This window comes from Pseudomonas sp. R1-43-08, assembly GCF_003852255.1.
GTDB lineage: Bacteria > Pseudomonadota > Gammaproteobacteria > Pseudomonadales > Pseudomonadaceae > Aquipseudomonas.
Window position 1 is genome coordinate 2679544 of sequence record NZ_CP027734.1, and the last position, 23869, is coordinate 2703412.

The following is a 23869-nucleotide window of genomic DNA, read 5'->3' on the forward strand; positions in this document are numbered from 1 at the left end:
ATGAATCAAGAACCTAACACCGGCGCAGTGACGTTAAATACCATAGCCGCCGCACGATCCGCTGCTAAAGGTCACACCCTGCGAGCGTATGCACTTGGGAAAAACCTCAAGTCAGCGTTTATCGCCGCTGTCATGACGATTATCCTGACCGCACCTGTTTTGGGCCTGCAGCTCAAAATGATCGGATACAAAGTTGTCTTGGAACAGCATTGGATGCCTGTCTGGTTGGCGGCCGTCGCTGTGTTTGTTTTCCAGTTGCTGCGACCCATTTGGTTGGCAAACCGCTCGGTCGTTAAATTTCCCTCTATTCCAGAGTTGAACGAGCACCGGCAGAAGACCATTATTCTCGCATTGCTGGTAATTGGTTTAATTTGGCCGTTCTTCGCTTCAAGGGGGGCGGTAGATATCGGCACGCTTGCGCTGATCTACATCATTCTCGGGCTGGGGCTCAATATTGTTGTAGGTTATGCAGGGCTCTTGGACCTGGGGTACGTCGGCTTTTATGCTATCGGCGGTTACAGCTATGCTTTACTCAATCAGCATTTCGGGCTTTCGTTCTGGCAGTGCCTACCGGCCGCGGCGGTCATGGCAGCCGTTTTCGGATTCATATTAGGATTTCCTGTACTGCGGTTACGTGGTGACTATCTTGCCATTGTGACACTCGGGTTTGGCGAAATAATTCGTCTGCTGTTGAACAATGCAACGACGATTACCGGAGGGCCGGACGGTATTTCTGGCATACCGAAGCCGACGTTCTTCGGTATCGAATTTGCGAGAAAAGCCAGCGAGGAGGGCGCTAAAACCTTCCATCAAATACTCGGTATCGATTACTCAGGAATGCACATGGTGGTATTCCTTTACCTGGTCGCTCTTGTGTTAGTTGCTTTTACTTTATTTGTGACCAGTCGACTTATTCGCATGCCTGTTGGGCGTGCGTGGGAAGCATTGCGAGAGGACGAAACTGCTTGTCGTTCGTTGGCGTTGAATCCAACGAAAATAAAGCTCTCCGCATTCACGTTGGGCGCGGCCATCGCTGGACTGGGCGGGGCGTTCTTTGCTGCACGTCAAGGACTGGTAAACCCAGAATCCTTTACGTTTATTGAGTCGGCTTTAATTCTTGCAGTCGTGGTGCTTGGCGGCATGGGGTCACAGTTAGGTGTCGTTCTCGCCGCTATATTGTTGACGGTTTTGCCAGAAGTTGCACGTGGGTTTGATGAGTACCGGATGTTGATCTTTGGTCTTGTCATGGTGCTTATGATGATCTGGCGACCACAAGGGCTTCTGCCTGCTCGTCGTCCACATGTGGAGTTGCCAACATGACCCACGAGCTGCTGAAAGTTTCAAATTTACAGATGCGTTTTGGCGGGTTGCTCGCTGTTGATCAGATAAACTTCTCAGTCCGCAAAAATGAAGTGTTCTCGGTCATTGGCCCTAATGGTGCTGGGAAAACCACAGTGTTCAACTGTGTCAGTGGATTTTACAAACCTGCCTCCGGCAGCGTTGTATTAGATGGCGTGCCTATTGAAGGGCTTGCGAGCCATGTTGTGGCAGAAAAAGGTCTGGTCAGGACTTTCCAAAATATTCGACTTTTCAGAAGTCTTACGGTACTTGAAAACCTTCTTGTTGCTCAGCACAGTCAGGTTAAAACAGGTCTACTGCAGGGACTTTTTGCTACCCGCAGCTACCGTAAAGCAGAGCATGAAGCACTCCAAAACGCAGCGGCCTGGCTGCATCGGCTTGGTCTGACGGGCGTCGCTAACAGAGAGGCAGGCACATTACCCTATGGTCATCAACGGCTGGTTGAAATTGCCCGCTGTATGATTACGAAGCCTCGCCTATTGATGTTGGATGAACCCGCTGCGGGGCTCAATCCCCAAGAGAAAATCGAACTGGCTAAGCTGATCGATAATTTGCGCACTGATTTCGGTATTTCGGTACTCCTGATTGAACACGATATGAGTCTCGTTATGGGGATTTCAGACCGAATACTGGTAATGGAATATGGTCGTGCCATTGCCACGGGGCTACCTCACGAAATTCAGAATGATCCGCGGGTTATCAAAGCCTACTTAGGGGAAGAGTGATGCTTAGGTTAGATAGCGTGCATACTCACTATGGTGCTGTCGAAGCGCTCGCCGATGTGTCTATCGAAGTCAAGAAAGGCGAAATCGTGACATTGATAGGTGCCAATGGCGCCGGTAAATCAACGTTAATAATGACGGTATGCGGATCGCCCGCTGCTTCCAGCGGTAATGTTATTTTCGAAGGCCGGGACATTACCCATACGCCAACCCATGAAATAATGCGAAAGGGAATGGCTGTCTCTCCTGAAGGCCGCCGAGTGTTTCCGACACTTACGGTGTACGAGAATTTAAAAATGGGAGGCTTCTTTTCCAGTCATAAAGAAGCGCAAATCGGCGTTGAACACGTTTATACGCTTTTTCCCCGACTGAAAGAGCGATCTAAACAGCGTGCAGGGACAATGTCCGGCGGCGAGCAACAAATGTTGGCAATCGGTCGGGCGTTGATGAGCCGTCCCAGGTTGTTATTGCTGGATGAACCGACCCTTGGTCTGGCGCCATTGGTAATTAAACAGATTTTTGAAATTGTCAAAACCATCAGGGATTCGGGTGTCACGGTTTTCCTGGTAGAGCAAAACGCTAATAAGGCACTGCACATCGCCGACAGAGGGTATGTGCTTGAAAACGGTCGGGTCGTATTAGCAGATACAGGACATAACTTGTTAAAAAACGAGAGTATTAAAAGTGCGTACCTGGGCGGATAGCAAAAATAAATAAGAACGCTGCTAGGGATAGTCAAATTTCTTAGCGGTGGCTAGATTTCTTGATGTGAGGTGATGTAACCATGAATAGTTCCCAGCAAGGTACTCCTGAAAGCTCGGGGTTTTCCGCCAACGCAAGCGACACGCAGGAGTCTGCTGAGTGGCGTGATGCACTCCTGTCATTGATTGAAAATAGTGGCCCTGAAAGGGCCCGCGAAATAATCGATGAGCTGGTCAGTCTCGTCCGCGACCCGAACATCGGCTGGAAGCCCAAGCTGGGAACACCCTACATCAACACTATTCCCGTAACAAAGCAGCCCGCATTTCCAGGCGATCTGGCAATCGAAGAACGCCTTTCATCGATCATTCGGTGGAATGCTCTCGCGATGGTCGTGCGTGCTAACCAGGCTTATGGTGATTTGGGCGGCCATATAGCCAGCTACGCGAGTGCGGCGGATTTGTTTGAGGTCGGTTTTAATCATTTTTTCCGAGCAAGAAGCGACTCCTTTGGTGGCGACCTGGTCTTCTATCAACCGCATTCCGCGCCAGGCGTTTACGCACGAGCGTTTCTGGAGGGGCGATTGGGAGAAGAGAACCTTCAGCATTACCGGCAGGAGATCACCGCTTCCCGCCATGGGGTGCAGGGTCTGTCCAGCTATCCACATCCCTGGTTAATGCCGGACTTCTGGCAATTTCCAACAGGGTCGATGGGTATCGGCCCTATTAGTTCGATCTTCCAGGCCCGATTCATGCGGTATCTTCACAACCGTGAGCTGTTGAACACGTCTGAGCGAAAAGTGTGGGGCGTTTTCGGCGATGGTGAGATGGATGAACCGGAAAGTATGTCTGCTCTTACATTGGCTGCCAGGGAGGGTTTGGATAACTTGATCTGGGTAGTCAATTGCAATCTTCAGCGGCTGGATGGGCCGGTGCGAGGCAATGGGCGAATCATCGACGAGCTGGAATCATTATTTGTCGGGGCAGGCTGGAACGTCATAAAACTGGTGTGGGGATCTGATTGGGACGGTCTTTTCGCTCGCGACACCGACGGGAGCCTGGTACGAGCGCTGTCGGAAACTGTTGATGGGCAGTTCCAGACTTTTGCGGCGAAAGACGGACGTTACAACAGGGATCATTTCTTTGGGCAAAACGAAGCACTATCCAAGCTTGCCCAGGGCCTTACAGATGAACAAATCGATCGGTTGAAACGAGGCGGCCACGATATGGTGAAGATCTATGCCGCCTACCAAGCTGCTTCTGTCCATAAAGGGCAGCCTACCGTGATTCTTGCCCAGACCAAAAAAGGTTACGGGATGGGCGAAGCCGGCCAAGGAAAAATGACGACTCACCAGCAGAAAAAACTCGATCGAGAAGCGCTGATTGGGTTTAGAAATCGATTCAACCTTCCTTTGACCGATGAGCAGGTTGAGACGCTCTCGTTCTACAAACCTGCCGAAGATAGTCGTGAAATGCGCTATCTGCTTGAGCGCCGGCAACGCCTTGGGGGCTTCACGCCTAGTCGGCAAACGAACGTCCCTGTGGTCGCGGTACCCGGATTGGATGTCTATGGGAGCTTTGCTACCAAAGCCGAAGGCAAGGAAATGTCTACGACCATGGCTTTCGTCAGGATGCTTAGCGGTCTGTTGAAAGATCCTATCCTAGGGCGACGGGTAGTTCCCATTGTGGCGGACGAAGCGCGGACATTCGGGATGGCCAATTTATTCAAGCAAATTGGTATCTATTCCAGCGTCGGTCAGCGTTATGAGCCGGAAGACATTGGCTCGATCCTGAGCTATCGGGAGGCGCTGGATGGTCAAATACTTGAGGAGGGTATCAGCGAAGCAAGTGCCATCAGCTCCTGGGTAGCCGCCGCAACCAGCTACGCGACCCATGGTCTGCCCATGTTGCCGTTCTATATCTACTACTCGATGTTCGGTTTTCAGCGAGTCGGCGATCTCATCTGGGCTGCGGCTGACCAAAGGGCCAGGGGCTTTTTGCTTGGAGCCACGGCAGGCCGTACAACCCTGGGGGGAGAAGGCTTGCAGCATCAAGATGGCAGTAGCCATTTGATGGCAGCTTTGGTGCCAAATTGCAGAGCTTATGACCCAGCATTCGCAGGTGAGTTTGCGGTCATTCTCGACCATGGCATGCGTCAGATGTTGGAGAAACAGGTTGATGAGTTCTACTACGTCACCCTTATGAATGAGAACTACGCCCAACCTAACCTGCCGGCAGATATTGAGAAGGACATCATCAAGGGCATGTACCGTTTTTCAGCACACACGGGTGGAGCTGATTCGAACAAGGTCAGGCTGCTCGGATCCGGAACAATTCTGCGGGAAGTAATGGCTGCCGCAGAGCTTCTGAGCGCAGATTGGCAGGTCGATTCCGAGGTGTGGAGTGTCACGAGTTTTACAGAGCTCGCGAGGGACGCCAGGGGCGTAGAGCGTTGGAACCGGCATCATCCTGAGGGCGAACAGAAAACCAGCCATGTAGGTGAGTGTCTGCCGAAGGGCGCTCCAGTCATTGCTGCGACCGATTACGTGCGCGCGCTGCCGCAACTCATAGGCACTTACATTGAAGATCACTTTGTCGTGCTCGGTACCGACGGTTTCGGCCGCAGTGATACGCGAACAGCCTTACGCACATTTTTTGAAGTTGACCGTCATCAGATCGTCCTGAGCGCGCTCTGGGCCTTGGTGCGCGAAGGGAAACTTAACGCTGACATTTGCTCTCGTGCAATTGAAAAATACGACATCAACGTTGACGAAACAGCCCCTTGGGAATGTTGATGTGAGTGTGTGATGGTTGGCATCGAACGGTTGCAACCCATCACTGCCATTAACGCTGTTAGGCACAATTTCTGTGGATGATCTTCATGACTACGCTGCGTGACATTCTGGTTCCAGATATTGGCGATTTTAAAGAAATCAGCATTATTGAAGTACTTGTTGCACCGGGTGACTTAGTTACAGCAGGGCAAACTATCATTGTTGTTGAAACCGATAAAGCAACAATGGATATTCCCGTTTCACACGGCGGTATCATAAAGAATATTCAAATTGTGGTGGGTGATAAAATCAGTGAAGGTTCATTGATTGCCACCTTGGAATCAACCGAGGCGTCTGCAGATCCGTCATCCACAATTGTAGTCGCGCAGCCTCAATCTATCGTCTCTGTTCCTATAGATTCTCCTGCACAGGCGGCTGTGCAACCTGCTGCTCCTTCATTGGAACTTCCTCGTACGGTCCCCCTTGAGAAAGTAGTTTCCACTGGGCTCTTGCCGTTCGCTTCCCCGTCAGTCCGTAAGTTAGCCCGTGAGCTAGGGGTGCCACTGAGTGAAATCAAGGGTGCCGGGCCTAAAGCACGTATAACCAAGGAGGATGTTCACTCTTTTGTTGGACAAGTAATGGCGGATGCCCGAAAAACGGATGCACAACAGCAGAACCCAACGGGCCAACCCTTCATGCAAGGCCTGCTGCCTTGGCCAGATATTGATTTTTCGAAATTTGGTGAAATTAAACGGGTAGACCTGTCCCGACTAAAAAAAATCAGCGGCGCCAATCTTTATCGTAATTGGTTAAGTATTCCGCATGTGACAAACCATGATGATGCGGACATAACGGAGTTGGAGGATTTTCGTCGTAACATTAACGAAGACAACGCCAAGCAAGGCGTTAAAGTTACGATGATCGCGTTGGTCATGAAGGTCTGCGTCGCCGCGCTTAAAAAATTCCCGGAATTCAACTCGAGTCTGGATCGCGATCAACTGATATTGAAAGATTATTTCCATATCGGTTTCGCGGCTGATACACCCAATGGGCTAGTGGTTCCAGTCATTCGTGATGTTGATAAGAAAGGCGTGGTGACTTTAGTTCGAGAGATGTCTGAGTTGTCGGCTAAGGCTCGCGCAGGGAAGCTTGAACCTTCTGATATGAGCGGGGGCTGCTTCACTGTTTCTTCCCTGGGAGGGATTGGCGGGACCTACTTCACCCCAATAATCAATGCGCCAGAGGTGGCAATTCTGGGGATCGGTCGCAGCAGCACCCGGCTAACCCTGGATAAGGGGCAGGTCGTTCCCAGGCTTATTTTGCCTCTCAGTTTAAGTTGGGATCACCGCGTTATTGATGGCGCCGCCGCGGGTCGATTTAATGCGTTTCTTGTCGAGCATCTAGCCGATATGCGTCGATTGATAATGTGATTTTATTTGCTGATCGGTGGGTTGTTAAAAGCTCCTTTCACGTGTCTGGTTTAGCGTTGATGCTGTTCGCAACTTTCGAGTGGAGGCGTAGTAGTCGGCTATGTTAACTGCTGAGCAGCTATCCGCCTAAAGCTAAGAAAAATAGGGGGAGCAACAATGCAAAAAACTAGACGCAAGCACCGCGGTGCGAATAAGCAGTATTTGTTATGTGCAGTAAAAGTACGAACTATCTTGATGAAGGTATTGTTCAATACACCCTTGTTGTTGCTTATATTGATTTTTATCGTGCGTATGCGTCAGTAAGATGACCCCGACCGGCCAGTCTGCTAAGACCATCATTCATATCAACAAAAAATTTATGCTAAGATCTCTGCTCTGTTAAGAAAATATGGAATGGACATTCTATATTTTAGAGGGTTTTGAGATGATCATTCCAAAAGTTAAGATAGACGCTACTGATCGGCGCATTATGGCTGCGCTCCAGAGAGATGCGAGGCTCTCGAGCGCGGAACTTGCCGAGCTGGTGTCCCTGAGTGCATCTCCATGCTGGCGACGGGTAAAAAGGCTTGAGGAAATAGGCCTGGTACGTGGCTATCATGCAAGCATAAATATGGAAATGCTTGGATACGCTATCACTGCTTTCGTACAGGTAGCCCTGGATCAAAAGGACACCCGCCACATGAAAGCATTCGAGGATTCCATCACCTCATTTGAGCAGGTAATAGCCTGTCACTGCGTATCCGGTGTTTATGATTACCAGTTGACAGTCTTGGCCACAGACTTAGCTGAATTCAGTGAGTTCGCCAGGAAGAATATAAACGGCTTTCCCAGTGTCAAGGACGTGTGCACCGCCTTTGTCGTCAAGGAAGTAAAAGCCCCCGTGAATGTGGTAGTTGGCTGAAGGGAAGCGGTTCAATCAACGGCGACACCGGTAAACAGCGGTTCCGATGAAAACACGAGTGTACGTCGACCAGATCACACAGGTCATTCAGGCAGGCGGGCATCAGTAGAAAGACGTCGGATGCAGTACTCGATTAACAAAATAAAATTGTGTTTGTGAAAAAAATATATTGATTTTTTTTAGGTCGGCAGCGCTTTAGCATAAACCCACCTTAAAAAAACCGCTGGGCAGCGCGTGCGGTGTCCGGCACCACAAACCAATAAAAATTGTTATCGGAGTCCTGATGAGTCTTTCTCCTTTCCACCTCGCAATCCCTGTGTATGACCTGGCCGCCACACGTCACTTTTACGGTGAGGTGTTCGGCCTATCCGAAGGTCGCTCGAGCGACCAGTGGGTCGACTTCGATTTCTACGGCCATCAACTGGTCATCCACGAGCACCCTAAAACTGCTTCGCAGGAAAGCGTGCACAGCAACCCGGTAGACGGTCACGACGTACCGGTTCCGCACTTCGGCATCATCCTGGAGTGGGCGCAATGGGAAGCCCTGGCAGAACGCTTGAAAGCGCGCGCCACCCAGTTTGTGATCGAACCCTACATTCGCTTTAAAGGCCAGGTCGGCGAGCAGGCCACCATGTTCCTGTTCGACCCGTGCGGCAACGCCCTGGAGTTCAAGGCGTTCAAAGATATGAGCCAGCTGTTCGCCAAGTAATAAAAAACCTGGCGCACTTCGAGGAGTGCGCCAAGGACACTTAAATGAGCTGGAAGCTCATGAATCTAGCTACTGCCCTCAAGCAGTCCTTTCATTCCAACAAAAAGGCTAGACATGAAACGTATTCCCTTAGTTTGGCAAATCGTTGCCGGGCTGTTGCTTGGCGTGCTCGTGGGTTGGTATTTCAATACCCACCCGGAAAATCAAGTGTGGGTCAGTACTGAAATCCTTAAACCGCTCGGTGATATCTTCATCAAGATGATGAAGATGGTCGTCGTGCCGATTGTTTTCTGCTGCATGATCCTCGGCATTGCCGGGGGCGGTGATAACAAATCGTTCGGGCGCATGGGTGCAAAGTCGTTGATCTACTTCTTTGCAATCACCAGCCTCGCCATCGTACTCGGCTTGTGCTTCGCCAACCTGTTCGAGCCGGGTAAGGGCACCGAAATCGCGGGGATTGCCCATAACGCGACAGCCGTGCATATGGAGCCGTCGAAGGGCGCGCTGATCATCCTGCAAAACATCGTGCCCGATAACGTGATTGTCGCGATGTCGGAAGCGAAGTTGCTGTCGGTGCTGTTCTTTGCCGTGCTGCTGGGCATGGCGCTTAATACATTGCCTAAAGAAAAGAGCGCACCGGTTGTAGCGGTCGTGCAGGGCTTCTCCGACGCCATGTTCAAAGTCGTATCGTTTGTCATGGCCTACGCACCGATTGGTGTATTCGGCATGATCGGCGCCACGGTAGCGACCTTCGGATTTGCCTCGTTGCTACCGTTGCTCAAGCTGATCGGCGTGGTGTATCTGGCGCTGATTACCTTTGCCCTGGTGATGCTCGGCGGTATTTGCTACTTGATCGGCGAAAACGTCTTCAAGTTGATCAAGTACTTCCGCGATGAGCTGATTCTGGCCTTCTCCAGTGCAGCCTCTGCGGCGGTCATGCCGCAGTTGATGACCAAGCTGGAAGCCTATGGCGTGCCTCGGCGCATCGTCAGCTTCGTGGTGCCGGTGGGCTATGCGTTCAACCTGGACGGTGCTTCGATCTTCCTCGGTGTGGCGACGATCTTCATTGCGCAGCTGTATGGCATCGATCTGTCGTTGACTCAGCAGATTTTGCTGGTGGTGACGATGGTGCTGACGTCGAAGGGCGCTGCGGGCGTACCTGGGTTTGCCATCATCATTCTTTCCGCCACCTTGGCATCTGCCGGGCTGCCGCTGGAAGGGGTCGCATTGATTGCCGGGATCTTCAGGATCATCGACAGCGGTACCACCACCTTGAACGTGCTCGGTAACGCAATTGCGCCCCTGGTCATCGCCAAGTGGGAGAAAGCGCCGCTGGAGCGAAAAAACGCGGTAGGGGGCGAGCAGAACGCTTAATCAGTGACACAAGAGCCTTCCACGTTAAACGCGTCGAGGGCTCTTTTTTTGGCTGATAAACCGATAAGAAGTTTTTGTATTGATTCTTTCATGCGTCAGGGCTTTTTCAGAACCTGCTCGGTAATCAGTTGGACCAATACTTTCACCGGTTCGGTGAGCCCGCGGCGGGCACGATGTACAAGGCCGATATCGCGATGGAAAGTGCGTTGTTTCAGGTCTATGGCGCGTACCCCTGCCGGCCAGTCTTGCTGGGTGGCCGTCTCTGGCACCAACGCCACGCCGACGCCGTTTGCTACCAGCTTGATGATCGCATCCAGCTCATCGAGCTCGCACACTTCACGCAAAGCGACATGGGTTTGTCGCAAGAATCGGTCAACCTGTCGGCCGCCGAAGGACGACCGGTCGTAACGGATGAATGGCTGGGTCGAGACCAGCTCCGACCAGTCGTCACCAGGCATATCGGCCGGGACAATGAGGCGATACGGTTCACGCGCCAGGGTTGTCCAGCGCAAGTCACTTTGCAATGAGAAGGGCGGGCGGATGATCGCGGCCATGTCGATCTCGCCGGCATCCACTTGGTTGACCAGCTCCATGGAGAGGCCCGGAATGACTCGCGTCCTGCACTCCGAAAATCGTTGATGAAACTGCGCAAGTGCTTCCGGCAGGAATGAGCGTTGCACAGAGGCAATCGCGCCAATCGTCACCAGAACGCTGGCGGGCAGCCCCACGGTGGCGGTGCCCAGGTTCTTGAACTGGCGAACCAGGTCCTGGCCCTGCAACAACACCTGTTGGCCCACTCGGTTGAGGTGGGCTGAGCGGCCTTTACGGTCAAACAGCTCAACGCCGAGCTCCGCCTCCAGGCGTTGCATTTGCGCGCTGACGGCGGCTTGGGTGAGCCCTATCTTGCTGCCAGCAGCCGCAAAGGTCCCTTCTCTCGCCACGGCGATAAATGTTTTCAGTTCTTTAATCATCGGCAAATATTAATTATGTTTTTACGGTAAATACATCTATTTATTTTGTATCAGCGGGCCGTTATGCCCATGGGGTAAGCGCTGTGCAACCTGCGCCTGCTCATGTGATCGCCGAGCGTTTTTTGATAGCATGCGCTGCATGAAGAAACCTCTCCAAGACATGCGTCAGCACATCATCGATGTTGCCAGATCGCTCATGACCCAAAAGGGTTATACCGCCGTCGGCTTGACCGAATTGCTTGCCGCGGCCGGTGTGCCCAAAGGCTCCTTTTATCACTACTTCCGCTCCAAGGACGAGTTTGGCCAGGCATTGCTCGAAGAGTACTTCCAAGAGTACCTCTCGCGGGTCGATGTGGAGATGGCCAGAGATGGCAACGGGGCAGAGCGCTTGCTGAGTTACCTACGGTATTGGGCCGAGACACAGGCCTTTGATCACACTGACCAGAAATGCCTGGTGGTCAAATTAGGTGCAGAAGTGTGTGACCTTTCCGAAAATATGCGCGCGGTTCTCGAAAAGGGCACGGCGCTGATCGTTGAGCGGATCACGCGCTGCGTTGAGCAAGGCAAGGCCGATGGGTCTATCACCGCGCTGACTGAGGCGCCTGTATTGGCAGAGGCGCTTTATCAGATGTGGTTGGGCGCCTCTTTGTTGGTCAAGGTCAATCGAACACACGCACCCTTCGATGCGGCGTTGGAAATGAGCCGGCGCTTGGTGTCGTGACCTTACCGGTTGAGCGATACAAGGCGCTCTGATGGCGCCCCATGGTCAGTTGGCGTTATCGCGATTCGGCGAGGGAAGGGGCGAGCATGGCCACCGCAGTTGCGGCGATGCCCTGCAGGTCTTCGCGACTGGCCGCATCATGAGCCTGCAACGACATGCCTTCAAGGAGGGTATTCAATGCAGCAGCGAGTATGCGGGTGTTGGTCTGCGGTTTGAGCTGCCCAGCCTCAACCGCGCGATCCAGGCGTTGTTGCAGGTAGTCGCGGCCTTCCTGGCGCAACGCTTTGAGGGCGGCGGTGACCTCGCCAGCATCTTCCGACACGTTCACGGCCGCCAGTACCACCATGCAGCCGCAGGGCGCTAGAGGCTCGGTCAAAATGGACGCAGAGGTATGAAAGAATTCGCGGATGGCGCACACGATGTCCGGCTCGCTGCCCATCCGCTCCCACGTCGCGTCCCAGAAGGTCGTTTCATAGTGGGCAACGGCTTCCAGAAACAACTTGGCCTTGTTGCCAAACGCCGCATACAGGCTGGGTGGATTGATGCCCATCGCTGAGCACAACTCGGTCACCGACGCGGGCTCATACCCGCGCTTCCAGAACACCGCCAACGCGCGAAGCAGCGCCTGATCGCGGTCGAATGCGCGCGGGCGTCCCTTGCTGCGAGGAACAGAGGGTGAAATGGAATCGGACATGGGGCTGGCTACCTTGAGGCGTAACGCCAGACGCTGGCGTCGGGAAAGCTGTTTTCAACGTGGATGATACACAAAATGGCCTGGCTTCGTGGCTCCGCGCTAGTGCAGCAGCGCGTCTGGACCTGCGGGTCTTGAACGGTCGGCCTCAGTGTTCGGCGGTCACCGTCCAGCTATTTGAGCGCCAGCGTTGCATGAGACCGTCGGTCACGTAAGGGGCAATTCATTCCATGACTTACTAGACGACCGGTCTAGTTATAGTTAGAGTGGCGTCATTATGAAAAACCAACACGCCACAACCCGCCAACACATCCTGGATGTCGCCAGGGTGTTGATGACCCACAAAGGCTATACCAGCGTGGGACTGGCTGAAGTGGTGGCCGCCGCCGAGGTGCCGAAAGGCTCGTTCTACCACTATTTCAAATCCAAGGATGAATTTGGCCAAGCGCTGCTGGAACAATACTTTTGCGACTACTTGGCTGCGGTCGACACCCTGCTGGCAGGTACCCGGCCGGCGGCTGAACGATTGCTCGGGTATTTCCACTATTGGGCGCACACCCAATGCTCCGATTCACCGACGGACAAATGCCTCGTCGTGAAACTGGGCGCCGAGGTCTGTGACCTTTCCGAAGGCATGCGCCTGGTGCTCGATAAAGGTACTCAAGCGATCAACGCTCGGCTTGAGCGCTGCATCGAGCAAGGCCATGTCGATGGCTCGATCACCTCCACCCTCTCCAACGCGACGCTCGCGCAAGCGCTTTATCAAATTTGGCTCGGTGCCTCGTTAATGATGAAGATCAACAAGCGCCCTGACGTTTTTGAAGAATCCCTGACCATGGCGAAGCGACTCCTGTCGTAGCCATTTTTTTAGCAACTTACTAGACGACCGGTCTATTTAATTAAGGTTTACCATGACAGATAACAGTCATCGCACTGACTTGTTCACACCCACCCGCTTTGGCGCAATTGAACTCGCCAATCGCATCGTAATGGCGCCGGTCACGCGCAGCCGCTACGCCGAAGACGGTATTCCCAACGAGTTGCACGCCGAGTATTACGCCCAGCGCGCCACGGCAGGCTTGATCGTTGCCGAAGCCACCAATATCTCCGCTCAAGGCCGTGGTTATGCGGCAACACCGGGTATCTGGAGCGACGAGCAGGTTGCCGGCTGGAAGAAAGTCACTGATGCCGTGCATGCCGCTGGCGGCAAGATCGTCAGCCAACTCTGGCACGTGGGGCGTTTTTCCAGCGTCGAGTTGCAGCCGGACGGTGCTGCACCGGTGGCGCCTTCCGCGATCAAGGCTAAAGGCGATACCTACACCGTCAACGGTTTTGTCCCGGTTTCGATGCCGCGCGCACTTGAAACCGATGAAATCCCCGGGATCATCGAGCAGTACAAACGTGCGGCCGAGAACGCCAAGCGTGCCGGTTTTGACGGTGTGGAAGTGCACTCCGCCAACAGCTACCTGCTGGACCAATTCCTGCGCGATTCAACTAACCACCGCACCGACCAATACGGCGGTTCGATCGAAAACCGCGCTCGGCTCACGCTGGAAGTGACCGAAGCGATCGTCAATATCTGGGGCAATGAACGTGTCGGCATCCGCTTGTCGCCTGTCACCCCCGACGCCGGCAACACGCCGCCCGACAGCAACGTGATGGCGATGTACGGCTATCTGATCCAGCAACTCAACGCATTCGATCTCGCGTACTTGCACTTCGTCGAAGGCGCTACCGCCACCTCGCGTGAAGTGCCTGCGGGCGTGGACATGGACGCCCTGAGCGCGCAGTTCAAAGGCGCCTTTATCGGCAACAACAACTACGACCTGGAAATGGCAATCGAGCGCCGTGCCGAAGGCAGGATCGACGCTGTCGCGTTTGGTCGCCTGTTCATTTCCAACCCCGACCTGGTCGAGCGCCTGCGCCGTGGCGCTGAACTCACCATTGCACCGCGCGAGTCCTACTACGGCGGCGGCGCCAAGGGCTACACCGACTGGCCTGTCGGCAACTACTGATCGCGCCTGAACACCTGCGATAACCCAAACACTGCCCGACACGTGCGGGCAGTCATTGTCCAAGAGGAACTCTCATGAACTACGTGCAAAACAAGACTGCGATCATCACCGGCGCATCGTCTGGCCTGGGTGCCGCATCGGCTCGAGCGCTGTCTGCCCAAGGCGCCCGCATTGTTGCCGCCGCGCTGGACCAGCAAGGTCTGGACGCGATCGTCAGCGAGTTGAAAGCCAACGGTGGTGAAGCGGTAGGGCGCGTCAGCGACGTCACCAACCCGGAGGATATGAAGGCGCTGGCCCAGTTCGCCCAGGACGCTTTCGGTTCAGTCGATATCCTGATCAATAACGCCGGCCTGATGTTGTTTTCCAACTGGGTAGACCTGGCCGTTGATGACTGGGAAAAGATGATCAACGTGAACATCAAAGGCTACTTGCACGGAATCGCCGCTGTGCTGCCGTTCATGTTGAAACAGAAGTCGGGCCAGATCCTCAACATGGATTCGGTGGCCGGTCACCAGGTCGGGCCGGCTGCCGGCATTTACAGTGCCACTAAATTTTTCGTGCAGGCCATGACTGAGTCGATGCGCAAGGAACTGGGCGTGCATCATGGCATTCGTGTCAACACCATCAGCCCCGGTGTGATCAACACGGGTTGGGCAGACAAAGTGACCGATCCAGCGGGGCGCAAGGCCGCCCAGGAACTGAACAAGATCGCGATCTCGCCTGACGACATAGGCCGAGCCGTGCTCTACGCCTTGAACCAGCCTGAAAACGTCACCGTCAACGACCTGATCATCTCGCCAACCCGCCAGGATTGGTAAGCATGACCTGACCGCATGACCACGCCCAGGCACGCACAGGATACGGGCGTGCCTGGCTGCTGCGGTGCCCAGGCCGATTGCGCTGATTTCAGTGCAAGGTTGGCCAAGTGGGCATCATGTGTCTTGTTCTGCATCGACGTTCAGCGCCTCGCCGATCGCATAAAACTGCCCGCCCGCGATGTAGTGCAGGCTACGAAAGTCCGCTGGGGCGGTCTCAAAATGCCAGTGCCCATCCTTGAAGACGCGCGTGTCTGCCCATGCGCCAACCACCTCGCCGATGAACAAATCATAGGTCGTCTGGTTGTGGGGCTCGGGCAGCAGTTTGCAGGCCAGCCAGGCCGAGCAGCCCGCAACGAACGGCAGGTCATGGCCGGGAATGTCGAACAACTCCACATCACTTTGTGCCAGTTTGTCGTGCGTATCGAAAAGGCTCGCACTGCCGACGTTTTTTGTCAGTTTGAGTTGTGCCACGGTGGGCACCTGAATCACGAAAACGCCACTGCGCTCGACCAACTCGCGTGTCTTGGTGATCTTGTCCAACACCACTGTCACTTTTGGCGGCGAAAAATCCAGCGCGCAGGCCCATGCGGCGGCCATCACATTCGTCACCCCCGCATGTTGAGCGGATACCAGGGTGGTCGGGCCGTGATTGATCAGCCTGTAGGCTTTTTCAAGTGACACGGCGGCAATATGCTCGTCCATCGCAACTCCAATAATAGGCCCCGCATCCATCACTGGACCGAGGCTGTGCTCATTTACCCGCTGGCCGTTTTGTTCAGGTAGACCTGAAGGCTTTGATGGCCGCCGACAATCAGTGATTCGATCGCCGCGGTCAGCTCGCCCTGGGGATCTGGCTCGCGCGTGTCGAAGGTTGCGCTCCACAGGACCACTGTAATGTCTTCACCCGTCAGGGGGATCAACCGTACGGTAGCCACGTAATTGTCGACGGGCAATGGCGACTCTACAAAACGGTACGAGAACTGCAGGTCAGGCTCGTCCACCGACAACAGTTTTTCACGCAAGACTGCGCCGTCTTGTAAGGTCAGCCGGCGGATGCAGCCCACCAGGCCGTCAGGCTGGCCGTTTTCGATAATGCTTTCGGCAATTGCCGGGTGCCATTGGCTGATCTGTCCGAAATGCTTGAGCACATCCCATACGCGGTCGGCGCCGCCGTCAATGAGGGCGCGATATTCAACTGTTGCCATGATTTGATACCTTTAATACATCGTAATGTGTACATCGACGGCCATGCCACGGCGCTGGGGCTCGCACTGATGGCCGCCCTGATCAGCCTTCGAATTGGTGATAGACCTTGGCGATCACCTTCCAGGTGCCGTCGATTTTGATCAGCGTCAGGTAGTCGTTGTAATCGGCGCCAATCGCGTCGTTTTCCATGTCGACACGAACCACGGCGGTGGTCGGCGTTATCGCCAGCACGTCCAGACGGGTAGTGATATCCGGCGCCGTGCCGTGGGTGCGGACAAAGTCGAACAGGTTGTTGATCGGGCCGCCCAGCAGCTGGCCATTGGTGAAACCGTACATCACCGCGTCTTTGTGGAATGCCTGCTGCAGGCCCTCGGCACTGCCGATACGCAGGCTGTCCACGTAGTGCTGGGCGACGGCGATAACGGCGTTGTATTCAGCAGTGGGTACCGCTTTGATGTTCTTGCTCATGATCCAAATCCTGTAAACGTTTATGGCGCCAACGCGCCGTGGTGAAGGAGGCGTGTGGCTTAAGGCGCTACGTGGGTGTGGTAGATCTTGCTGACAACCGTCCACTGGCCTTCCACCTTCAGCAGGTTGAAAAAGTCGGTAAAGCAGAAACCGGAGATGTCATTGGTATCGACGCGCGCACTGGCAGCCGTGCCCACGATATCGACGTTGACGATGGCGCCCTTGGCCTCGGGGGAGGGGCGAAACGCGCTGTCGATGATGTCGAACAGACCCTGAATCGGGCCGCCGGTCAGTTTGTTCTCGGCGTCTACGCCAAAGATCGTCGCCTGCTCGCTGAAGGCTGGTTTCATGATGCTGCTTTTCGCCTGTTTGCCACCTTCGTTGTACTGGTTCAGTACGGCGACAATGGCGTTGTATTCCTGGACGTAGGTTGGGTTGCTCACGGCGTGACTCCTGTTTGAATGATCGCGTTGCGCGCAAGGCGTGAGACGGCCAGCCGGGCGAGTAATGCCCGCGCAAATCCCGCCCACGGCATGCCCATTGGCTGGATGGGCCATTTATGTATCGGTCGATACATATTGCGTGCATTCTATAGTGATCACTACAGTTTGTGTCAAGCTTTTAGCGGATAGCGAGTGGGGCCAGGTAGGAACGCTGCCCATCCCTATTCAGGCAGTCGGCGAGACGACCTGGGGGGCTGCGTTGAAGTCGAGCATGGAAATGAAGCTGTGCATCAACGGTGATTCGTTGTGGGTGTTCCAGCTCATATACAGGCCGATTGCCGGGTTGGGGGAGGCGGTCACCGGGTAGATCCGGCGGAACAGGACCTTGTCGCGCATGATTGAGCTGGCAATCGACTCAGGCACCAGGGCAACGCCGAAGCCACAGGCGACCAGGCCGATCAGGGTATGGATCTGTGCGGCCTCCTGCACCACCCTGGGATAAAAACCGGCGGCTTCACACAAGGCGATCAGCTGACTGTGATAGCCGGTGCCCAGGGCTTCGGGGGTGAATACGAAGTCTTCCCCGGCGAAGTCCCGCAAGTCGATCTGGCCTTCCTTCGCCTTGGGGTGATGGGCGGGCAGCGCCATCACGATCTCTTCATCCAGCAACAGGCGTGATTCCACGTTTTCTGCCGAAATCGGCATCTTGCGCATGAAGGCTATATCCGCTTCTCCCGCCAGAATGGCCTTGGCCTGGCTGGAGGAGGGCATATCCTTGATGATCAACTGGACTTTGGGGTAGGTCTCGCGGAACTGGCGCAGGGTACTGAGCAGTGACTCGTAGTAGGCGATGGACACCGCCGTCACCGTGAGTTTGCCAGCAATGCCCTCGGACACCTGGCGTGCGTGTTCGATGCCCAGCTCCAACTCCTTCAACGTGCTGTAGGCCGCATTCAGGAATGCACCGCCAGCCGGGGTCAGCTTGACCCCGCGTTTATTGCGCGTGAACAGACTGAACCCCAGTTTGTCTTCCAGCCGATTGATGGCTTGGCTCAACGGGGGCTGGGCCATGTGCAGGCGAATAGCAGCCTTGTGGAAATGCAGTTCTTCAGCCACGGCGATGAATTGGCGTAGCAGGCGGGTTTCGATCATTTCGTCTGTTCCTTCATTTGAACTGATTGATATGCGCCAAGTATCAACTTGCGCCGCCGTTAGTATTAAACAGCGCGGACACACCTTGTTAAGGTGAGGTGGCAACTCAAGGGGAAATAGCCAATGAACTTTACAGGAAAGACTGCGGTTATAACGGGCGCTGGCCGAGGGCTGGGTTTTAGTTACGCACAGGCGTTGGCCACGCTGGGCGCCAATGTGGTGATCAGTGATGTCGGCGCAGATAAGCTGGGCGCGGGAGGCGATGGTTCGATTGCCATGGAGGCTGCCAAGACCCTCAGGGACAAGGGCTTCAAGGTGGTAGGGCATGATGGTGACCTGTCTAGCGAACAGGGTTGCGAGCAATTGGTGGCAGCGGCCATCGAGGCGTTTGGCCAACTTGATATCTTGATTCACAACGCTGGCTGGGTCGGTTATCAACCCATCGAAGAAGCCGACTCGACGTTCATTGGCCGCGCAGTGGATATCAATATCTATACACCTGTGTGGTTATGCAAACATGCCTGGAAACATCTCAAGCAGTCCTCTGCCGCACGCGTGGTAATGACGTCGTCCGACCGTGCAATGTACCAGCAATATGCGCAAACAGGCCTGGTGGCCTATGCCGCCGGCAAGATGGCGCAATTGGGCATCATGAATGCGTTGAGCATGGAAGGCGCGGAGGTGGGCATCCTGGTTAATGCGGTATCGCCCGTGGCCAAGACGCTTATGTGGGGCATTATTGGCGAACCGGAAAACCTCAAGCCCGAATGGGTGGCGCCTGGCGTGGTCTTTCTGGCCTCCCAGCAATGCGAGGATTCCGGCTATGTCCTGCGCGCCAGCAACGGACAATTTACGGCGACGCGGTTTGTCGAAAACCCGGGTGTCGACTATCCCGTCGATTTGGCCCGAGTCAAAGCCGACAGTGCCGAGCAGGTTGCTCAACTTTGGAACCGGATCAAGGAGTGTTGAATGAAGTCGGGTAGGGCGGCCACGCCCAGCCCGCAAAGGTCGATCTTGAAAACGCCGCTCAGTCGCTTTCTCCTTTCAAGTTCCCGGCTGCGCGGCCGATCCAGTCCTTAGCGCTCCGAGCAGTCTCCCTCGAAGTACGCCGACGCTTCAAACCAGCTCCACAACAATAAAAACCTAACGGGGTTAGCCATGACCATTTTACAGCGGGTTATCGGGGGCTTTGCGGTGCTTGTGCTGTTGCTGCTGACCATGGCAGGGGTCAGCTATCAAAGCACGCATTCTATAAGCGAGCGTCTGGGCATCATCACGAGCCAATCGGCACCATTGAGTCGTGCGGCCAGTGAGTTGTACGTGCATATCCTGCGCGCCAACCAGGCGTTGCTGGCCATGTTGATCAGCACCGATGTCAAACAGATCGACGCCGGCAAGCAAGCGTTCACCGACAGCATTACCCAGTTCAATCGCTTGCTCGACAGCACGGCGGTCTATGTGGTCGACCGCGACGAGCTGAAGGCTGGCCTCGCCCAGCAGCGCCAGTTAGTGACGGCCTACGCCGACCAGGCGCAAACCCTGATGGCCTCGCACCGTGAGCATGTGCAGCAACTCGCGTTGACGCGAGTGCTGCAAGGTTACAGCAGCGCCCAGGGTTCGCAGTTGGCGGGTTACCTGCGCGATTACATTGCTCGGGCCCGCAGTGCCGGCGACGTACAACAGGTGGCGGCGGCTGAAAAACTGCTGTTGGAAGTCAATAAATCCTATGACGGGCTGGCCGCGCATGCGGCGACGCCAGCCATCGACACCTTGCAACGCGTGCTGAACCTGCAGGACGAGGTCATCAGCACGCGCCTTCAGGCGCTGTTGGCCGTTGACCCCAGAGGCGGGCGGATTGCCGCCGTGATGGTCAATCGTCTACTCACCGATCTGACCGGCGCCGCCGGCGTGTTCCATGCCTACCTCGCCGACGCAAAATTGAGCGCGCAGGTTGTGCAGCAACGCACGGCGGTAGAAGTTGCCCTGCAATCCACCCTGGGCAAGATTGGCGAATTTGGCAGCCAGGCCCTTGAGGTCGCCAATCACGCCAGGGACGATGCCAACGCCACCATCGGCACCAGCCGCAGCCTGGTGCTGATCGCCTGTGTACTGGCGGTGCTGGCCGCCGTGCTGATCGGCATTTGGGTCGCCTTCAGCCTGCGTCGCCCCCTGGCGGCGTTTCGCGAGGTGCTCAAGCAACTGACGGCCGGCGATATGCGCGTCAGTTTCGATGTCTCGCGCAAGGATGAGTTCGGGGAGCTGGGGGGCTACCTGAATGAACTGACCATCGCCCTGCGCAAAACCTTCCGTGAGCTGATCAGCTCCGCCGATGCCCTGGCGACCACCGCGGACAACAATGCCTTGAGCAGCGAGCAGACCACTCGCGTAGTGGATGAGCAAAAGGACAGGTTGCAGTCGGCGGCCTCGGCCATGACTGAGATGGAAAGTACCGTGGAAGAAGTCGCACGGCGCGCGCAAGACACCCGCAAGGCGGTGGACGACACCAGTGACCTCACCGATCAAGTACAGGAGCGTGTGGCCGAGACCATCGTCAACATTCGCCTTCAGGCCGAACAGGTAAACAAAGCCACCGAGGTTACCGACGAACTGCAGAAGTACGGCCACAATATCGAAGGCATTGTGGTTGCTATTCGTACCATCGCCGAACAGACCAACTTGCTCGCACTCAACGCGGCTATCGAAGCCGCGCGTGCGGGCGAACAAGGTCGAGGTTTTGCCGTCGTCGCTGATGAAGTGCGCTCCCTGGCAAGTCGTACCCAGACCTCTACCAGCGAAATCCAGGAAATGATCGGACGGATGCAGGAAAAAATTCATTCCGTGGTCCAGGTGATGAACGAGAGCCAGGTGCAGTCGGGCCAATGCGTGTCGCTGGCCTCGGGAGCCGGTGAATTGCTGCATTCGATGAGCGAGGCGGTCGGCACGATTCGCGACATGAACATCCAGATTGCTGCGGCCACCGAGCAGCAGAGCGCCACCGTGGCGGAAACCAGCCGGATGGTCATCCAGATCAATGATTCGGCGCAGCAGACGGCCGAAGGTGCCGAGCAATCGGCCAGCAGCAGTCAACGTTTGTCGGCCATGGCCAAAGTGCAGCGTGAACTGCTTCATCAATTCAGCGTTTGATCCTCGGGAGCTAGAAAATGAAAGCATGGTTCAGATGTTTCCTCGGGGCGGCGCTGTTAACCACAGGCCTGGCCCAAGCCTCTACGCCGCTGGTGGGCGTGGCCATGGCCAAATACGACGATAATTTCCAGGCGTTGCTGCGCAATGGCGTTCAGCAAAAGGCGGCGGCAATGGATATCGATATCTTCATGGAGAATGGGCAGGACAATTCCGAATTGCAGCTGCGGCAGTTTCGCAACCTGATCCATTCCAAAGTCGACGCGATCATCGTGGCCGTGGTCGACGGCAAAAGCACGCCGCAGATGATGCAGTTGGCCAGCGAAGCGAATATTCCCCTGGTCTTCGTCAACCGCAATCCGTCGCCCGAAAAGCTCACCGCGCGCGCTGCGTTTGTCGGCTCCAATGAACTGGAGTCAGGCACGTTGCAGATGGAAGAGTTGGCACGCCGGGCCGGCTACAAGGGCAACGTGGTGATTCTGGTCGGCGACCCCGCCAATGCGTCCTCATTGATGCGCACCGAGGACGTTGAAAAAGTCGTCGCCAAGTACCCGGACATGAAAGTCGTGCAGAAAAAAGTCGCCAACTGGGAGCGTAGCCAGGCCGCCACGGTGGTCATGGACTGGGTGAAGCAGGGCGTCGATTTTTCGATTGTCGCCGCCAATAACGACGAAATGGCGATCGGCGCGATCATGGGCCTGGAGAAGGCCGGCAAGCAGGCCAAGGATTACTGGGTAGGCGGCATCGACGGTACGTCGGATGGGCTCAAGCTCATGGCGGATGGAAAGATGGCTGTCAGTGTGTTTCAGGATGCCGTGGGGCAGGCGAGTGGAGCGGTTGATGCGGCTGTCCGACTGGCGCGTGGCGAAGGGCTGGATGCTCCGATCATCTGGGTGCCGTTCCAGTTGATTACTCCGGAGAATCGTCAGCAGTTCGAGTGACGGGCGATGACGCTGATCATCGACTACTTCGAGGCGCAGAGCCCGGCTGAGCGAAAATTGATGCCACACCAGGCCGTGCCTCTGGCTGATTCGCTGCGGACCTTGGGGCTGGGAACGGCAATCGGTATGCGACTGCCAGCATAAACAGCTCCTTGTTAAGGCCTGTGCATGTGACACGTTCAGCGCGCGGCAGTGGGCTTTTTCAGCAGGATGAAGCCTGAAATCAGGATAAGGGCCAGACCGACCGCGGTCCGGCCATTGAGCACTTCATTGAACAGCAACGCCCCCCAGGCAATCGCGAAGATCAGGTAGGTGTAATCGAATGCGCCGATGATCGAGGTCTCGCCGATTTGATAGGCCCGGGCGATGCCGGTACTGACCAGTACCATCAGAATCGCCAGCACCACCATCACGCCCCAGTCGCTGATCGACATGGGCGACCAGCCGCCCACCAGAAACCGCAGGCCCTCGTTGGCCGGCAGGTGAGGGCCAGTCTGTGCAACGACAATGCTGCCGACCACCCCCATCAACAACAGGACGATGTTCAGCGCCAGGGCCAGCTGCGTGGGCGCCTCATTGGCGCACTTGCCCTTGGTCACGACCGCTGCGAGGGCATAGAAAATCGCAGCGAGCACGGGCAGCAATGTCCATAGGTTGAAGTCAGCCTGGCTGGGTGCGAGCGTGACCAGCACCCCGGCGAACCCCACCAGAATGGCCACCCATTTGCGCGGTGTGACATGCTCGTCCAGGGTGACTGCCGAGAATAAAGCGATAAACAAAGGCGTCGTATAGATTGCCAATGCGGCTATGGTCAGGCTGATGAAGGGCAGTGCGCTGTAAAAGGCGAGCCACATCAAGGCAAGCAGCAGGCTTCTTGCGCCTATCCACAAAGGGGAAAGCGGCCGTTGCTGCAATGTGCCGCGGCGGTACATCAACAAGGCGACGAGCATGCCAATGGCCAGTAGCGAACGAATCACGTAGAGCTGCCACATCGATGTCTCGGCGCTGGTGGCCTTGATAAGAGCGTCTGACACCGACAACAGGAACACCGAACCTACGACGATGAGTATGCTTTGTCGGTTTTCAGCGGCGGTAACGGTTGTGGTTGCAGACATGATGGATCCTGATGTGATCGACCTGAAGGATTCTGGTTGAACTCGTAGTGCATTTAAAGTGAGTTATGGTTTCCCGCAGCATCCAGCCATGGGGGCCCTGGAGCACACGAAAGATGATCTCCCGCTCATAAACCGGGGCCAGGGCTGCGATGGCGTCCGGATGCCCATTAATCGCAACATTCGCACCCAGGCATCCATCAGGGCCTATCTTGGTCAACAA

23 protein-coding genes and 2 pseudogenes are annotated in these 23869 nt (G+C 55.4%); 16 read left to right on the forward strand and 9 right to left on the reverse strand.

Annotation, left to right across the window (positions count from 1 at the left end; translation table 11 throughout):
* From C4J87_RS12185 to C4J87_RS12220, 8 genes are all read left to right on the forward strand, one after another.
* Nucleotides 1-1320, forward strand: a complete 1320-nt coding sequence (locus C4J87_RS12185) for a high-affinity branched-chain amino acid ABC transporter permease LivM (protein ID WP_124366983.1) — start codon at nucleotides 1-3, stop codon at nucleotides 1318-1320.
* Nucleotides 1317-2084, forward strand: coding sequence for a high-affinity branched-chain amino acid ABC transporter ATP-binding protein LivG (gene livG, locus C4J87_RS12190; protein ID WP_124366984.1), 768 nt, complete (start codon nucleotides 1317-1319; stop codon nucleotides 2082-2084). Before C4J87_RS12185 ends, livG begins: the two co-directional genes overlap by 4 nt.
* Complete coding sequence (locus C4J87_RS12195; protein ID WP_124366985.1) at nucleotides 2084-2785, forward strand: ABC transporter ATP-binding protein; 702 nt, start codon at nucleotides 2084-2086, stop codon at nucleotides 2783-2785. The genes livG and C4J87_RS12195 overlap by 1 nt, the downstream gene beginning before the upstream one ends.
* Before the next feature lie 80 nt (nucleotides 2786-2865).
* A complete protein-coding gene (mdeB, locus tag C4J87_RS12200) occupies nucleotides 2866-5574 on the forward strand; it encodes an alpha-ketoglutarate dehydrogenase (RefSeq protein ID WP_124366986.1) in 2709 nt (902 codons plus the stop codon).
* Nucleotides 5575-5660: 86 nt separating this feature from the next.
* Complete coding sequence (locus tag C4J87_RS12205) at nucleotides 5661-6983, forward strand: dihydrolipoyllysine-residue acetyltransferase (RefSeq protein WP_124366987.1); 1323 nt, start codon at nucleotides 5661-5663, stop codon at nucleotides 6981-6983.
* 388 nt (nucleotides 6984-7371) lie between these two features.
* A complete protein-coding gene (locus C4J87_RS12210) occupies nucleotides 7372-7884 on the forward strand; it encodes an Lrp/AsnC family transcriptional regulator (RefSeq protein WP_256680073.1) in 513 nt (170 codons plus the stop codon).
* 283 nt (nucleotides 7885-8167) lie between these two features.
* Nucleotides 8168-8593, forward strand: coding sequence for a VOC family protein (locus tag C4J87_RS12215; protein ID WP_122674984.1), 426 nt, complete (start codon nucleotides 8168-8170; stop codon nucleotides 8591-8593).
* Nucleotides 8594-8707: 114 nt separating this feature from the next.
* A complete protein-coding gene (locus C4J87_RS12220; RefSeq protein WP_124366988.1) occupies nucleotides 8708-9967 on the forward strand; it encodes a cation:dicarboxylate symporter family transporter in 1260 nt (419 codons plus the stop codon).
* 95 nt (nucleotides 9968-10062) lie between these two features.
* Here C4J87_RS12220 and C4J87_RS12225 read toward each other — a convergent pair whose 3' ends face one another.
* Nucleotides 10063-10938, reverse strand: a complete 876-nt coding sequence (locus C4J87_RS12225) for a LysR family transcriptional regulator (protein WP_124366989.1) — start codon at nucleotides 10936-10938, stop codon at nucleotides 10063-10065.
* Nucleotides 10939-11077: 139 nt separating this feature from the next.
* Here C4J87_RS12225 and C4J87_RS12230 point away from each other — a divergent pair, with 139 nt between their 5' ends.
* Nucleotides 11078-11659 (forward strand): TetR/AcrR family transcriptional regulator, encoded by a 582-nt coding sequence (locus tag C4J87_RS12230; RefSeq protein ID WP_164487656.1) that lies wholly within the window; start codon nucleotides 11078-11080, stop codon nucleotides 11657-11659.
* 55 nt (nucleotides 11660-11714) lie between these two features.
* Here C4J87_RS12230 and C4J87_RS12235 read toward each other — a convergent pair whose 3' ends face one another.
* Nucleotides 11715-12353, reverse strand: coding sequence for a TetR/AcrR family transcriptional regulator (locus C4J87_RS12235; RefSeq protein ID WP_124366990.1), 639 nt, complete (start codon nucleotides 12351-12353; stop codon nucleotides 11715-11717).
* A gap of 274 nt (nucleotides 12354-12627) precedes the next feature.
* On the opposite strand from C4J87_RS12235, the gene C4J87_RS12240 reads away from it, so the two are divergent.
* From C4J87_RS12240 to C4J87_RS12250, 3 genes are all read left to right on the forward strand, one after another.
* On the forward strand, nucleotides 12628-13209 hold the full coding sequence (locus tag C4J87_RS12240; RefSeq protein WP_124366991.1) for a TetR/AcrR family transcriptional regulator: 582 nt from the start codon (nucleotides 12628-12630) through the stop codon (nucleotides 13207-13209).
* Between the two features lie 52 nt (nucleotides 13210-13261).
* The gene (locus C4J87_RS12245) at nucleotides 13262-14365 is read left to right on the forward strand and encodes an alkene reductase (protein ID WP_124366992.1); all 1104 of its coding nucleotides are present in this window, start codon (nucleotides 13262-13264) and stop codon (nucleotides 14363-14365) included.
* Between the two features lie 74 nt (nucleotides 14366-14439).
* Nucleotides 14440-15183 (forward strand): SDR family oxidoreductase, encoded by a 744-nt coding sequence (locus C4J87_RS12250; RefSeq protein WP_124366993.1) that lies wholly within the window; start codon nucleotides 14440-14442, stop codon nucleotides 15181-15183.
* A gap of 114 nt (nucleotides 15184-15297) precedes the next feature.
* Here the strand turns inward: C4J87_RS12250 and C4J87_RS12255 are convergent, their stop codons facing one another.
* The 5 genes from C4J87_RS12255 to C4J87_RS12275 all read right to left on the reverse strand — a co-directional run bounded on the left by C4J87_RS12255 (nucleotide 15298) and on the right by C4J87_RS12275 (nucleotide 18452).
* On the reverse strand, nucleotides 15298-15885 hold the full coding sequence (locus C4J87_RS12255; protein ID WP_124366994.1) for a flavin reductase family protein: 588 nt from the start codon (nucleotides 15883-15885) through the stop codon (nucleotides 15298-15300).
* A gap of 53 nt (nucleotides 15886-15938) precedes the next feature.
* The gene (locus C4J87_RS12260; RefSeq protein WP_124366995.1) at nucleotides 15939-16388 is read right to left on the reverse strand and encodes an SRPBCC family protein; all 450 of its coding nucleotides are present in this window, start codon (nucleotides 16386-16388) and stop codon (nucleotides 15939-15941) included.
* An 82-nt stretch (nucleotides 16389-16470) separates the two neighbouring features.
* Nucleotides 16471-16857 carry a nuclear transport factor 2 family protein gene (locus tag C4J87_RS12265; RefSeq protein ID WP_124366996.1) on the reverse strand — a complete coding sequence of 129 codons (387 nt, stop codon included), beginning with the start codon at nucleotides 16855-16857 and terminating at the stop codon, nucleotides 16471-16473.
* A gap of 59 nt (nucleotides 16858-16916) precedes the next feature.
* Nucleotides 16917-17300 carry a nuclear transport factor 2 family protein gene (locus C4J87_RS12270; protein ID WP_124366997.1) on the reverse strand — a complete coding sequence of 128 codons (384 nt, stop codon included), beginning with the start codon at nucleotides 17298-17300 and terminating at the stop codon, nucleotides 16917-16919.
* A gap of 225 nt (nucleotides 17301-17525) precedes the next feature.
* Nucleotides 17526-18452, reverse strand: coding sequence for a LysR family transcriptional regulator (locus C4J87_RS12275; RefSeq protein WP_124366998.1), 927 nt, complete (start codon nucleotides 18450-18452; stop codon nucleotides 17526-17528).
* A gap of 123 nt (nucleotides 18453-18575) precedes the next feature.
* On the opposite strand from C4J87_RS12275, the gene C4J87_RS12280 reads away from it, so the two are divergent.
* The 4 genes and pseudogenes from C4J87_RS12280 (at nucleotide 18576) to C4J87_RS12290 (ending at nucleotide 22534) form a co-directional block, all read left to right on the forward strand.
* Nucleotides 18576-19421, forward strand: coding sequence for an SDR family NAD(P)-dependent oxidoreductase (locus tag C4J87_RS12280; RefSeq protein WP_124366999.1), 846 nt, complete (start codon nucleotides 18576-18578; stop codon nucleotides 19419-19421).
* 897 nt (nucleotides 19422-20318) lie between these two features.
* A pseudogene (locus C4J87_RS26665) lies at nucleotides 20319-20738 on the forward strand (HAMP domain-containing protein); the annotation flags it as partial.
* A 102-nt stretch (nucleotides 20739-20840) separates the two neighbouring features.
* Complete coding sequence (locus tag C4J87_RS26670) at nucleotides 20841-21596, forward strand: methyl-accepting chemotaxis protein (protein WP_372238208.1); 756 nt, start codon at nucleotides 20841-20843, stop codon at nucleotides 21594-21596.
* A gap of 17 nt (nucleotides 21597-21613) precedes the next feature.
* Complete coding sequence (locus tag C4J87_RS12290) at nucleotides 21614-22534, forward strand: substrate-binding domain-containing protein (protein ID WP_124367001.1); 921 nt, start codon at nucleotides 21614-21616, stop codon at nucleotides 22532-22534.
* Nucleotides 22535-22713: 179 nt separating this feature from the next.
* Here the strand turns inward: C4J87_RS12290 and C4J87_RS12300 are convergent, their stop codons facing one another.
* A complete protein-coding gene (locus tag C4J87_RS12300) occupies nucleotides 22714-23649 on the reverse strand; it encodes a DMT family transporter (RefSeq protein ID WP_124367002.1) in 936 nt (311 codons plus the stop codon).
* A gap of 70 nt (nucleotides 23650-23719) precedes the next feature.
* Nucleotides 23720-23850, reverse strand: a pseudogene (locus C4J87_RS12305) (AraC family transcriptional regulator N-terminal domain-containing protein); the annotation flags it as partial.
* Nucleotides 23851-23869 lie beyond the last annotated feature (19 nt).

What these genes read in the sequence shown, in the direction of transcription:
- C4J87_RS12205 (WP_124366987.1), top strand. Translation starts at nt 5,661, where the DNA reads ATGACTACGCTGCGTGACATTCTGGTTCCAGATATTGGCGATTTTAAA.
- C4J87_RS12260 (WP_124366995.1), bottom strand. Translation starts at nt 16,388, where the DNA reads ATGGCAACAGTTGAATATCGCGCCCTCATTGACGGCGGCGCCGACCGC.
- C4J87_RS12230 (WP_164487656.1), top strand. Translation starts at nt 11,078, where the DNA reads ATGAAGAAACCTCTCCAAGACATGCGTCAGCACATCATCGATGTTGCC.
- C4J87_RS12250 (WP_124366993.1), top strand. Translation starts at nt 14,440, where the DNA reads ATGAACTACGTGCAAAACAAGACTGCGATCATCACCGGCGCATCGTCT.
- C4J87_RS12275 (WP_124366998.1), bottom strand. Translation starts at nt 18,452, where the DNA reads ATGATCGAAACCCGCCTGCTACGCCAATTCATCGCCGTGGCTGAAGAA.
- C4J87_RS12255 (WP_124366994.1), bottom strand. Translation starts at nt 15,885, where the DNA reads ATGGACGAGCATATTGCCGCCGTGTCACTTGAAAAAGCCTACAGGCTG.
- C4J87_RS12300 (WP_124367002.1), bottom strand. Translation starts at nt 23,649, where the DNA reads ATGTCTGCAACCACAACCGTTACCGCCGCTGAAAACCGACAAAGCATA.
- C4J87_RS12195 (WP_124366985.1), top strand. Translation starts at nt 2,084, where the DNA reads ATGCTTAGGTTAGATAGCGTGCATACTCACTATGGTGCTGTCGAAGCG.
- C4J87_RS12290 (WP_124367001.1), top strand. Translation starts at nt 21,614, where the DNA reads ATGAAAGCATGGTTCAGATGTTTCCTCGGGGCGGCGCTGTTAACCACA.
- C4J87_RS12225 (WP_124366989.1), bottom strand. Translation starts at nt 10,938, where the DNA reads ATGATTAAAGAACTGAAAACATTTATCGCCGTGGCGAGAGAAGGGACC.
- C4J87_RS12215 (WP_122674984.1), top strand. Translation starts at nt 8,168, where the DNA reads ATGAGTCTTTCTCCTTTCCACCTCGCAATCCCTGTGTATGACCTGGCC.
- C4J87_RS12280 (WP_124366999.1), top strand. Translation starts at nt 18,576, where the DNA reads ATGAACTTTACAGGAAAGACTGCGGTTATAACGGGCGCTGGCCGAGGG.
- livG (WP_124366984.1), top strand. Translation starts at nt 1,317, where the DNA reads ATGACCCACGAGCTGCTGAAAGTTTCAAATTTACAGATGCGTTTTGGC.
- C4J87_RS12235 (WP_124366990.1), bottom strand. Translation starts at nt 12,353, where the DNA reads ATGTCCGATTCCATTTCACCCTCTGTTCCTCGCAGCAAGGGACGCCCG.
- mdeB (WP_124366986.1), top strand. Translation starts at nt 2,866, where the DNA reads ATGAATAGTTCCCAGCAAGGTACTCCTGAAAGCTCGGGGTTTTCCGCC.
- C4J87_RS12265 (WP_124366996.1), bottom strand. Translation starts at nt 16,857, where the DNA reads ATGAGCAAGAACATCAAAGCGGTACCCACTGCTGAATACAACGCCGTT.
- C4J87_RS12245 (WP_124366992.1), top strand. Translation starts at nt 13,262, where the DNA reads ATGACAGATAACAGTCATCGCACTGACTTGTTCACACCCACCCGCTTT.
- C4J87_RS12210 (WP_256680073.1), top strand. Translation starts at nt 7,372, where the DNA reads ATGGAATGGACATTCTATATTTTAGAGGGTTTTGAGATGATCATTCCA.
- C4J87_RS12220 (WP_124366988.1), top strand. Translation starts at nt 8,708, where the DNA reads ATGAAACGTATTCCCTTAGTTTGGCAAATCGTTGCCGGGCTGTTGCTT.
- C4J87_RS12240 (WP_124366991.1), top strand. Translation starts at nt 12,628, where the DNA reads ATGAAAAACCAACACGCCACAACCCGCCAACACATCCTGGATGTCGCC.
- C4J87_RS12185 (WP_124366983.1), top strand. Translation starts at nt 1, where the DNA reads ATGAATCAAGAACCTAACACCGGCGCAGTGACGTTAAATACCATAGCC.